The organism is Streptomyces sp. NPDC026394 (assembly GCF_055567735.1).
The window spans coordinates 654749-666647 of sequence record NZ_JBVHPX010000002.1; the positions used below are offsets into that span (position 1 = coordinate 654749).

The window sequence follows — 11899 nt, forward strand, 5'->3', positions numbered from 1 at the left end:
AGGAACAGATGAGCATGTTCGACACCGTCCTGGTCGCCAACCGGGGCGAGATCGCGGTCCGCGTCATCCGGACGCTGCGCGCGCTCGGCGTCCGCTCGGTGGCCGTCTTCAGCGACGCGGACGCCGACGCCCGCCATGTCCGCGAGGCCGACACGGCGGTCCGCATCGGCCCGCCACCGTCCACCGAGAGCTATCTGCACGCGGGCCGCCTGATCGAGGCCGCGCACCGCAGCGGCGCGCAGGCCGTGCACCCCGGGTACGGCTTCCTCGCCGAGAACACCGCGTTCGCGGCGGCCTGCGCCGACGCCGGACTGGTCTTCATCGGGCCGTCCGCCGAGGCCATCGAGCTGATGGGCGACAAGATCCGCGCGAAGGAGACGGTGCGGGCGGCCGGCGTGCCGGTCGTGCCCGGCTCCTCCGGCAGCGGACTGACCGACGCCCAACTGGCGGACGCCGCGCGCGAGATCGGTATGCCGGTGCTGCTCAAGCCGTCCGCGGGCGGCGGCGGCAAGGGCATGCGGCTGGTACGGGACGAGGCGCTGCTCGCCGACGAGATCGCCGCCGCCCGCCGCGAGGCCCGCGGCTCCTTCGGCGACGACACGCTACTGGTGGAGCGCTGGGTGGACCGCCCCCGGCACATCGAGATCCAGGTACTGGCGGACGGCCACGGCAACGTCGTCCACCTCGGCGAGCGCGAGTGCTCGCTCCAGCGCCGCCACCAGAAGGTGATCGAGGAGGCGCCGTCCGTCCTGCTGGACGGGACGACCCGGGCCGCGATGGGCGAGGCCGCCGTGCAGGCCGCCCGTTCGTGCGGTTACCGGGGCGCGGGCACGGTCGAGTTCATCGTGCCGGGCGACGACCCCGCCTCGTACTACTTCATGGAGATGAACACCCGCCTCCAGGTCGAGCACCCGGTCACCGAGTTCGTCACCGGCCTGGACCTGGTCGAGTGGCAACTGCGGATCGCCGCGGGCGAGCCGCTGGCGTTCGGGCAGGACGGCGTCCGGCTGACCGGGCACGCCGTCGAGGCCCGGATCTGCGCCGAGACGGTGTCGGTCAAGGAGGGCGCGCGCGGCTTCCTGCCGTCCGGCGGTACGGTCCTGGCGCTCGCCGAGCCGCAGGGCGACGGGGTGCGCACGGACTCCGGCCTGGCCGAGGGCACCGAGGTCGGCAGCCTGTACGACCCGATGCTCTCGAAGGTCGTCGCGTACGGCCCGGACCGCGCGACCGCGCTGCGCAAGTTGCGCGCCGCGCTCGCCGAAACGGTGGTGCTCGGCGTCCCCACCAACACCGGCTTCCTGCGCCGCCTGCTGGCCCACCCGGACGTCGTGGCGGGCGAGCTGGACACCGGGCTGGTCGAGCGCGAGATGGACGCGCTGGTGCCGCGGGAGGTGCCCGCCGAGGTGTACGCGGCCGCCGCCGCCGTACGGAACGCGGCGCTGGAGCCGGTGCCGGACGGCGGCTGGGTGGACCCGTTCGCCGTACCGGACGGCTGGCGGATCGGCGGCCGCCCGGCGCCCGTCGCCCACCAGGTCAAGGTGCCCGGCCACGACCCGGTGGCCGCCACCGGAACCGGCCACGTCACCGCCGGCCGGGTCCGCGTCACCGTCGACGGTGTCGTCCACACCTTCCACCGGGCCGGCGACTGGCTGGGCCGGGACGGCGACGCCTGGCACGTCACGGACCACGACCCGGTCGCCGAGACGCTGCGCGGCGCCGCCGGAGCGCACGGGATGGACGCGCTGACCGCGCCGATGCCCGGCACGGTCACCGTCGTGAAGGTGACCGTCGGCGACGAAGTGGCCGCCGGACAGGGGCTGCTGGTCGTCGAGGCGATGAAAATGGAACACGTCATCTCCGCGCCGCACGCCGGCACGGTCAGCGAGCTGGGCGTCTCCCCCGGCAGCACCGTCGCCATGGACCAGGTGCTCGCCGTCGTCGATCCGCACGACCAGGCGCCGGACCCCGCGCCGGCGGCCGCCCCGGCCGAGGAGGCAACGGCATGACCGCACCCGGACTCCCCATGCCCGTCCCGGCCCCCGGCCTGCCGGCCCGGGTCCGTATCCACGAGGTCGGCGCCCGCGACGGCCTGCAGAACGAGTCCGCCGTCGTCCCCACCGAGGTCAAGGCCGCGTTCGTACGCCGCCTCGTGGACGCCGGGCTGACGACGGTCGAGGCGACCAGCTTCGTGCACCCCAAGTGGGTGCCGCAGCTCGCCGACGCCGAACAGCTCTACCCGATGCTGGCGGACCTCGACGCGCGGCTGCCCGTCCTGGTGCCCAACGACCGCGGCCTGTACCGCGCGCTGGCCCTCGGCGCCCGCCGCATCGCGGTCTTCGGCAGCGCCACGGAGTCGTTCGCCAAGGCCAACCTCAACCGCACGGTCGAGGAATCGCTGACCATGTTCGCCCCGGTGGTCGCCCGCGCGAAGGAGGAGCAGGCGCACGTCCGCGGCTACCTCTCGATGTGCTTCGGCGACCCCTGGGAAGGCCCGGTGCCGGTCGCGCAGGTCGTGCGGGTCTGCCGCGCCCTGTTCGACATGGGCTGCGACGAACTGAGCCTGGGCGACACCATCGGTGTGGCCACCCCCGGCCACGTCCAGGCGCTGCTCGCCGCGCTGAACGAGGCGGGCGTGCCCACCGACCGCCTCGGCGTGCACTTCCACGACACGTACGGCCAGGCGCTGGCCAACACCCTCGCGGCGCTCCAGCACGGCGTCAGCACCGTCGACGCGTCGGCGGGCGGCCTCGGCGGCTGCCCGTACGCCAAGAGCGCCACCGGCAACCTCGCCACCGAAGACCTGGTGTGGATGCTGCACGGCCTCGGTATCGAGACCGGGGTCGATCTGGGCCGGCTCACCGCCACGAGCGTGTGGATGGCCGGACAACTGGGCCGTCCGAGCCCGTCCCGCACCGTCCGTGCCCTCTCCCACAAGGAGTGAAGGATGTCCCTGGACCACCGCCTGTCCCCCGAACTCGAAGAGCTGCGGCGCACGGTCGAGGCGTTCGCCCACGACGTCGTCGCTCCCAAGATCGGCGAGTTCTACGAGCAGCACGAGTTCCCGTACGAGATCGTGCGGGACATGGGCCGGATGGGCCTGTTCGGCCTGCCCTTCCCCGAGGAGTACGGCGGCATGGGCGGCGACTACCTCGCCCTCGGCGTCGCCCTGGAGGAACTGGCCCGCGTCGACTCCTCGGTGGCGATCACCTTGGAGGCGGCCGTCTCCCTCGGCGCCATGCCGATCTACCGCTTCGGCACCGAGGAGCAGAAGCGGGAGTGGCTCCCCCGGATGTGCGCGGGTGAGGTGCTCGGCGCCTTCGGCCTGACCGAGCCGGACGGCGGCTCGGACGCGGGCGCCACGCGGACCACCGCCGTGCGGGACGGCGACCAGTGGGTGATCAACGGCAGCAAGTGCTTCATCACCAACTCCGGCACGGACATCACCGGCCTGGTCACGGTCACCGCCGTCACCGGCCGCAAGGACGACGGCAGCCCGCTGATCTCCTCGATCATCGTGCCGTCCGGCACCCCGGGCTTCACCGTCGCCGCCCCGTACTCCAAGGTCGGCTGGAACGCCTCGGACACCCGGGAGCTGTCCTTCTCCGACGTACGGGTCCCGGCCGTCAACCTGCTGGGCACCGAGGGCCGCGGCTACGCCCAGTTCCTGCGCATCCTGGACGAGGGCCGGATCGCCATCGCGGCGCTCGCCACCGGCCTCGCCCAGGGCTGTGTGGACGAATCCGTCCGGTACGCCAAGGACCGGCACGCCTTCGGCCGGCCGATCGGCCACAACCAGGCGATCCAGTTCAAGCTGGCCGACATGGAGATGCGCGCCCACACCTCCCGGCTGGCCTGGCGGGACGCCGCGTCGCGCCTGGTGCACGGCGAGCCCTTCAAGAAGGAGGCCGCCCTCGCCAAGCTGTACTCCTCCGAGATCGCGGTGGACAACGCCCGCGAGGCCACCCAGATCCACGGCGGCTACGGCTTCATGAACGAGTACCCGGTCGCCCGGATGTGGCGCGACTCCAAGATCCTGGAGATCGGCGAGGGGACGAGCGAGGTGCAGCGGCTGCTGATCGCCCGTGAGCTGGGCGTGTAGGCCGGCATCCCGTACGGCTTTCCGTACGGCGTCCCGTACAGCTTTCCGTACGGCGCGTACGGCACAGGGCGGGACCGGTGCTCCGGTCCCGCCCTGCTGTCGTCGCCGCCGTCAGCTCACTTGCGCCACGGCACCTGCGGGGACCTGTAGTAGTCGAAGCCCATGGCCTCCCAGCGGGGAGCCTGGGACGCCAGCCGGTGCTTGTAGGTGTTCCAGTCGTGCGTGGACCTCGGCGACCAGCCCAGCTCGGCGATGCCGGGCATCCGCGGGAAGGTCATGTAGTCGAGGTGCTGGTCGGTGGAGAGGGTCTCCGTCCAGATGGGCGCCTCGACGCCCATGATCGATTTCTGCGGCGCGCCCTTCAGGTACGTCGCGGGGTCCCAGTCGTAGGACCGCTGGACCTCGACGTACCCGGCCCACGCCTTACCGAGCTTGGTGTCCTTGGTGTACTTCATGTCGAGGTAGGACCGGTCGGCCGGCGACAGGATGAGCCCGGCGCCCTTCCGGGCGGCCGCCGCGACCTGCTCCCGCTCCTTGGCGGGGGTCTTGTCGTAGCCCCAGTACTGCACCGCGGCGCCCTTGGCGGGCGTGACGGCGGTGAGCTGGTGCCACCCTATGACCTTCTTCTTGTGCTTCGTCACCAGCGGCTGGACCTTGTTCATGAAGGTCACGTAGTCGGCGTGGCTGGTGGAGTGCGCCTCGTCGCCGCCGATGTGCAGGTACGGGCCGGGGGTCAGCGCCGCGACCTCACGGAAGACGTCGTCCAGGAACTCGTACGTCACCTTCTTGGGCACGCACAGCGAGCTGAAGCCGACCTCGACGCCCGTGTAGATCGGCGGCGCGATGTTGTTGCAGTTCAGCTTCGCGTACGAGGCCAGCGCGGCCTGGGTGTGTCCCGGGGTGTCGACCTCGGGGATGACCTCCATGTAGCGGCTGGCGGCGTACCGCAGGATCTCGCGGTACTGGGCCTTGGTGTAGTAGCCGCCGGGGCCGCCGCCGACCTGGGTGCTGCCACCGTAGGTGGCGAGCCGCGGCCAGGAGTTGATCTGGAGCCGCCAGCCCTGGTCGTCGGTGAGGTGCAGATGCAGCTTGTTGTACTTGTACAGCGCAAGCTGGTCGATGTAACGCTTCAGCTGATCGACCGTGAAGAAGTGCCGGGACACATCGATCATCCCGCCGCGGTATCCGTACCGCGGGGTGTCGGAGATGGTGCCGCCGGCGACCTTCCAGGGGCTGTGCTGCTTGCTGCGCTTCTCGACGGACGGCGGCAGGAGCTGGCGCAGGGTCTGCACGCCGTGGAAGAGACCGGCGGGCCGGGCCGCGGTGATCGTCACCGCGTGCCGGGTGGAGGTGAGGCGGTAGCCCTCGGCACCGAGCGCCTTGGTGTCCTTGCCGCCGAGGCGCAGCACGATGCCGTCCCGGCCGTCCTTTCCGGTGACCGGCAGCGGATAGCCGGTGGACGGGCGCAGGACGTCCGCCAGGTAGCCGGCCACCCGCCGGACCTCGCCGGACGCGCCGGGCACCCGGATCCGCGTCCGGTCGCCGATCGTGTAGGGCTCCTTGCCCGGCTTGACGGAGGCGGGCGCCGGGATGACCTGGTCGAGGGCTATCGGCTTGGCGTGGCGGGCGGACGGGCTGCCGCGGTCGGCCGCGGCGGACTGCGCCCCGGCCGTCGACAGGCCAGCCGCCGCCACCAGCAGCAGCGAGCAGAACAGTCTGCTTCGTCTCACGAGATTCCCTTCGGTGGGCTCATCGTGCAGGGCCGTGCGTGGACGTCGTACGTGGCATGGAGCAACCGAACGTCAACATTGAGTACCGCGCACCCCCCTAGTGGTCAAGGTGACACCACGTCTGACGCCATTCGGCGTGTCGCTTGCCCGATATCGGGCAGGTTTCTTGCGTAACTTGATCCGACCCATCAGTATTCATCGGGTGCTCGATCGCCGTTCGCCTCATGAGGATCTCGTCGACCACCTGGTGCGCAGCACGCCGCTACAGCGCGGCGAGGCCGCCCGGGTGGTGCTCGACGTCCTCGCGTACTTCGACGAGACGACCGAGGACTACGTCCGCAGACGCCATCGGGAGCTGCAGTCGCAAGGGCTGCGCAACGAGGCGATCTTCGAACGGATCGGCCAAGAGCTGCCGCACCGCGCGGTCCGCCCACCCGAGCTCTCGGCGCGCCAGCTGCGCCGTCTCGTCTACGGCTGAACCGGCCGAGCACCCCGGCGCGCGCCGCATCGTGCGCCACCTGTCCAACTGCCTGACCGGGAGGGTCACCACATGTGCGGGATCGTCGGCTACATCGGTAAGCGGGACGTGGCTCCGCTGCTCCTCGAAGGACTGCAGCGCCTGGAGTACCGCGGGTACGACTCCGCCGGTATCGCCATCCACGCCAAGGGGACCGGCAAGGCCGCCGGCGGCCTGAAGACCGCCAAGGCCAAGGGCCGCGTCCGCGAGCTGGAGTCCCGCCTGCCGAAGCGCTTCGCGGGCACCGCCGGCATCGCGCACACCCGCTGGGCCACCCACGGCGCCCCCACCGACGAGAACGCGCACCCGCACGTCGACACCGAGGGCAAGGTCGCCGTCGTCCACAACGGCATCATCGACAACGCCGACGAGCTGCGCGCCAAGCTCACCGCCGACGGCGTCGAGTTCGTCTCCGAGACCGACACCGAGGTGCTGGCCCACCTGATCGGCCGCTCCCAGGCACCGACCCTGGAGGAGCAGGTCCGCGAGGCCCTGCGGGTCATCGAGGGCACCTACGGCATCGCCGTGCTGCACGCCGACTTCCCGGAGCGCATCGTCGTCGCCCGCAACGGCTCGCCGGTCGTGCTGGGCATCGGCGAGAAGGAGATGTTCGTCTCCTCCGACGTCGCCGCGCTGGTCTCGCACACCCGCCAGGTCGTCACCCTCGACGACGGCGAGATGGCCACCATCAAGGCCGACGACTACCGCACGTACACCACCGAGGGCTCGCACACCTCCGCGCAGCCGACCACCGTGGAGTGGGAGGCCGAGTCGTACGACATGGGCGGCCACGACACGTACATGCACAAGGAGATCAGCGAGCAGGCCGACGCGGTGGACCGCGTGCTGCGCGGGCGGATCGACGACCGCTTCTCCACCGTGCACCTGGGCGGGCTGAACCTGGACCCGCGCGAGGCGCGCGCCATCCGCCGGGTCAAGATCCTGGGCTGCGGCACCTCGTACCACGCGGGCCAGATCGGCGCCCAGATGATCGAGGAACTGGCCCGTATCCCCTCGGACGCCGAGCCGGCCTCCGAGTTCCGCTACCGCAACCCGGTCGTGGACCCCGACACCCTCTACATCGCGGTCTCCCAGTCCGGCGAGACGTACGACGTGCTGGCGGCCGTGCAGGAGCTCAAGCGCAAGGGCGCGCGCGTCCTGGGCGTGGTGAACGTGGTCGGCTCGGCGATCGCCCGGGAGACCCACGGCGGCGTGTACGTGCACGCGGGCCCCGAGGTCTGCGTGGTCTCCACCAAGTGCTTCACCAACACCGTGGTCGCCTTCGGGCTGCTGGCGCTGCACCTGGGCCGTATCCGCGACCTGTCCGTCGCCGACGGCAAGCGGATCATCGAGGGCCTGCGCAAGCTGCCCGGCCAGATCCAGGAGATCCTGGAGATGGAGGACGAGGTCAAGAAGCTGGCGGCGGAGTACGCGGAGGCCAGGTCGATGATGTTCATCGGCCGGGTGCGCGGCTACCCGGTCGCCCGCGAGGCGTCGCTCAAGCTCAAGGAGATCTCCTACATCCACGCCGAGGCGTACCCGGCGTCCGAGCTCAAGCACGGTCCGCTGGCGCTCATCGAGCCCGCCATGCCGACCGTGGCGATCGTCCCGGACGACGACCTGCTGGAGAAGAACCGCGCCGCGATGGAGGAGATCAAGGCCCGCAGCGGCCGCATCCTGGCCGTCGCGCACCAGAAGCAGGACAAGGCCGACCACACGATCATCGTGCCGAAGAACGAGAACGAGCTGGACCCGATCCTGATGGGCATCCCGCTCCAGCTGCTGGCCTACCACGTGGCGCTGGCCATGGGCCGGGACATCGACAAGCCGCGCAACCTGGCGAAGTCGGTCACGGTCGAGTAGTCGCCCGGGGGCGGGGCCGTCCGGGGGGCGTCCCGGGGGCGCTCGCCTTTGGGTGGGGTGTCCACCCGGGGGTGAGTGACCGCCCCGAGGGGAGACCGCCGGGGGGGGCTGAGCCCGCCCGCCGGTGAATGACCGCCCGTGGCCGTGGGGTCCTGTCCACCTCGCGGTCGCGGGCGTCCGTCCGGGGGACGGGCGGCCCACGGGGGGCCGCCCGTCCCCCGGACGCTGTGTTTTCGATGGGCGGGAGGCGGTGCCCCGCGCGTGCCACCAGACGCTCGGGGCACCGCCTCCCCTGTTGCCGGCGTCGCCCTTACGCCGGCGGTGGCCGCCTTCCCGGGAACCGTCACCTCCCGGGCGGCAGCACGCTGTTGACGGCCGGAGAGCCGGGCGGCGGACCGCCCCGTCCGCCGGGGTGCCCGCGCTCCCCGGGAGCGACGCCGGCCGCGCCCGGCCGTCCCGGCCGTTCACGCTCCGTTCGCGCCCTCTTGATCGGATTTCTACCCCCCAGCACCGCGCATTCCACCTCTACGGGCCAGTAAATATGCCGACTGCGCGGGTACGGACCGCTGGTGACGCTCCCTCACCTCATGCCCCAGAAGGTCACGGTGCGTCAGGAGCGTGGCGCGCAAGGGACGTGGCGCGCCGGGGGTGCGGTGCTCCAAGGGTGCGGTGCGTCGGAGGCGCGGTGCGCCAGAGGCCCGGTGCGCCGGTGCGCCAGAGGCCCGGTGCGCCTGAGGTCCGGTGCATCAGAGGCGCGGCGCGTCAGAGGCGTGCCGTCCGGTGGCGGCCGGAGAACCGGCCGGGGGAAGCGGTCGGCAGACGGCCGGGGACACAGCGGCCGGATAAGCGGCGGTCAGGGAATGACGACCACGGGCCGCTGCGCCCTTCTGGCCAGCCGCCCCGCGACCGAGCCGAAGATCCGGCCCACGATGCCGTGCGTCGAGCCGACCACGATCGCGTCGGCCTCGTACTCGTGTCCGACCTCTTCGAGCTCGTGGCAGATGTCGCCGCCGCGCTCCACGAGGACCCACGGAATCTCCGCGAGGTGGTCGGCGCAGGCGAGCTCCAGCCCCAGCACTTCCGTACGGTGGTCCGGCACGTCCACGAAGACCGGGGGCTCACAGCCCGCCCAGACCGTCGTGGGCAGCCGGTTGGCCACATGGACGATGATCAGGCCGGAGCCGGAGCGCCGTGCCATACCGATTGCATACGCCAACGCTCGTTCGCTCGACGTCGATCCGTCGAAGCCGACGACGACACCGTGCCGGAAGGCGGGATCGCAGGAGTGACGTGTCTGATCCGCCGCTTCGAGGTCCGCCGTCGGATCGGCGACCTGCTTGCGGTCCGCGGGTTCGGGGATTTCGTGACCGGCCATGGTGTCTCGGCGAAGGAGGTCCTTGCGGAGGGGCGGACGGGGAGCGGCGATTGACTTGATCCGGCAGTTGACTGAGCTGGCTTGATCGAGAGGTCGGCCCTGTAGTTCAAAGGGGAACAACACGACCGGGAATCATCTTCCCAATGCCTTACCCCAAGAGTACGGCGCCAGCCCTCCGCTGCCCAGAGCCCCGCGCGGACGGCGGACCCCTGATGCGGGAGCGGCCCCCCGCGGCCACACGGGCGGAGTACCGCTCGAACATTCCCCGGAGCATGCCGGAGCGTGGGCCGGATGGCAATGCCCCGGCCTGCCCCCGTACGTACCCATCGCGGTGACCCATGGACCCCCACAGCCGTTGTAGTACCAGCCTGCCTGGAGGGAGTACGCCGTGCCCGGTCCTTCGAACACATCAGCCGATCCGGTGAGCGATCTCGTCCGCTGGGCGGCGTTCAGCTGTGCCGTGGTGCCCCTCGTCCTCGTCCTGTGCGGCGCGTCCGCCGCCGGGGCGCTCGGCACCGCCGTGGGACTGGCGACGGTGACCTGTGCCTGCCGGGCCCTGCTGCGCCAGTCCGAGCGCACCGCCGCCCGTCCGTCGCCCGACGAGATCGCCCCGCACCGCGGCCGGCACAGCCGTACCGGGACCGGAGCCCACCGGGGAGGGCGCCGCTCCGAGGGGCGTACGCCGGAGGAATGACGCGCCCGCAAGCCTGCCCAGGTTCGTTTTCGGCCAACTTCGTGTCCGAGTGCATCCCTTGGCAAAAGCGACCCGCAACCCGGGCCTGAGCTGGGAGGAAAGGACCGCGGGGCGTGGTTGCGCCCTACGGCTGACGGGCAGAGGCGAGAGGCGTACTTCCCAGCAGGCCCGACGAGTGGAACGCTTCGTGATCGAATGCTTCGCGCCAAGTTGCCATATCGACATACGAGCGGGTGGTGAACTTGGCACTCCATCCTCACGGGACGCAGTAGATTCGATCTTGGCAATCACGGCGGGGGAACAGTGCAGGACCGAGAGGGCGAGACGACCGAGGGGGGCTTAAGTGCCATGAGCCAGGACTCCGCTGCCGTACCAGATGCCGCACGCAAGCTCGCCGCCCGACGACGCCGCGAAATAGTCGCGGTGCTCCTCTTCAGTGGCGGCCCGATTTTCGAGAGCTCCATTCCGCTCTCGGTCTTCGGCATCGACCGCCAGGACGCGGGTGTTCCGCGGTACCGACTACTTGTGTGCGCGGGCGAAGATGCGCCTTTGCGCACCACCGGGGGGGCTCGAACTGTCGGCCCCCTACGGGCTGGAGGCGATCGCCCGCGCGGGCACCGTCGTCGTTCCGGCTTGGCGGTCCATCACACAGGCACCACCACCGGCCGCGCTGGACGCGCTGCGCCGGGCACACGAAGAAGGGGCCCGCATCGTCGGGCTCTGCACGGGGGCCTTCGTGCTCGCCGCCGCAGGGCTCCTCGACGGCAGGCCCGCGACCACCCACTGGATGTACGCGCCGACGCTCGCCAAGCGTTATCCGTCCGTCCATGTCGATCCCCGCGAGCTCTTCGTCGACGACGGCGACGTGCTGACCTCCGCGGGGACCGCCGCCGGCATCGACCTGTGCCTGCACATCGTCCGTACCGACCACGGGGCGGACGCGGCCAACGCGCTCGCCCGGCGGCTGGTGGTCCCGCCCCGGCGCACCGCGTCGGACCTGGGACACCAGAGGTACCTGGACAGGTCATTACCGGAGGAGATCGGTGCGGACCCGCTCGCCGAGGTCGTGGCCTGGGCGCTGGAGCACCTCCACGAGCAGTTCGACGTGGAGACGCTGGCGGCCCGCGCCTACATGAGCCGCCGTACCTTCGACCGCCGTTTCCGGTCCCTGACCGGGAGCGCTCCGCTGCAGTGGCTGATCACCCAGCGCGTCCTCCAGGCGCAGCGGCTGCTGGAGACCTCGGACTACTCCGTGGACGAGGTCGCCGGACGCTGCGGTTTCCGGTCGCCGGTCGCCCTGCGCGGCCACTTCCGGCGGCAGTTGGGTGCCTCACCCGCGGCCTACCGCGCGGCGTACCGCGCGCGCAGGCCGCAGAACGGGGTGCCCGAGCAGGTCACCCGGTCGGACCGGCCGGAGCGCGGTGAGCGCCCCGGTGCCGGTGCGGACCGGTTCGCCGCAGCCGCGGCGGGCCATCTGCCGGGAGGCCACGGACCGCTGCACCACGGGCAGACGTCGCACAGCCAGGCGTCACACACCCAAGGGGGACTCGGCCCTGGCGGGCATACGCAGGGTCATCCCCAGAGCGGTCACGGTCCGGGCGGGCACCCCCAAGGTTCGCAC

8 protein-coding genes and 1 pseudogene are annotated in these 11899 nt (G+C 71.5%); 7 read left to right on the forward strand and 2 right to left on the reverse strand.

All coding sequences use genetic code 11. The features are described from left to right. Positions 1-14 precede the first annotated feature (14 nt). Genes ACZ4QV_RS06935 through ACZ4QV_RS06945 form a run of 3 tightly spaced genes read left to right on the forward strand, consistent with a single transcriptional unit; the run spans position 15 to position 4099 of the window. Positions 15-2006 carry an ATP-binding protein gene (locus ACZ4QV_RS06935; protein ID WP_361144569.1) on the forward strand — a complete coding sequence of 664 codons (1992 nt, stop codon included), beginning with the start codon at positions 15-17 and terminating at the stop codon, positions 2004-2006. After that, complete coding sequence (locus tag ACZ4QV_RS06940; protein ID WP_467762652.1) at positions 2003-2941, forward strand: hydroxymethylglutaryl-CoA lyase; 939 nt, start codon at positions 2003-2005, stop codon at positions 2939-2941. Before ACZ4QV_RS06935 ends, ACZ4QV_RS06940 begins: the two co-directional genes overlap by 4 nt. Positions 2942-2944: 3 nt before the next feature. Then, a complete protein-coding gene (locus ACZ4QV_RS06945; protein ID WP_361144575.1) occupies positions 2945-4099 on the forward strand; it encodes an acyl-CoA dehydrogenase family protein in 1155 nt (384 codons plus the stop codon). A 116-nt stretch (positions 4100-4215) separates the two neighbouring features. On the opposite strand, the gene ACZ4QV_RS06950 is transcribed toward ACZ4QV_RS06945, so the two are convergent. After that, positions 4216-5829: a beta-N-acetylhexosaminidase gene (locus ACZ4QV_RS06950; RefSeq protein WP_361144577.1), complete on the reverse strand. Its 1614-nt coding sequence runs from the start codon at positions 5827-5829 to the stop codon at positions 4216-4218. Positions 5830-6031: 202 nt separating this feature from the next. On the opposite strand from ACZ4QV_RS06950, the gene ACZ4QV_RS06955 reads away from it, so the two are divergent. Continuing rightward, positions 6032-6307, forward strand: a complete 276-nt coding sequence (locus tag ACZ4QV_RS06955; RefSeq protein WP_030018892.1) for a hypothetical protein — start codon at positions 6032-6034, stop codon at positions 6305-6307. A gap of 72 nt (positions 6308-6379) precedes the next feature. Next, a complete protein-coding gene (glmS, locus tag ACZ4QV_RS06960; protein ID WP_361144579.1) occupies positions 6380-8209 on the forward strand; it encodes a glutamine--fructose-6-phosphate transaminase (isomerizing) in 1830 nt (609 codons plus the stop codon). Positions 8210-9062: 853 nt separating this feature from the next. On the opposite strand, the gene ACZ4QV_RS06965 is transcribed toward glmS, so the two are convergent. Continuing rightward, positions 9063-9584 (reverse strand): universal stress protein, encoded by a 522-nt coding sequence (locus tag ACZ4QV_RS06965; protein ID WP_361144582.1) that lies wholly within the window; start codon positions 9582-9584, stop codon positions 9063-9065. Positions 9585-9972: 388 nt separating this feature from the next. Between ACZ4QV_RS06965 and ACZ4QV_RS06970 the strand changes: the two genes are divergently transcribed. Then, entirely contained in the window at positions 9973-10278 is a 306-nt protein-coding gene (locus tag ACZ4QV_RS06970) for a hypothetical protein (RefSeq protein WP_031004675.1), read from the forward strand. Between the two features lie 348 nt (positions 10279-10626). Then, positions 10627-11761, forward strand: a pseudogene (locus ACZ4QV_RS06975) (helix-turn-helix domain-containing protein); the annotation flags it as partial. Between the last annotated feature and the right edge of the window lie 138 nt (positions 11762-11899).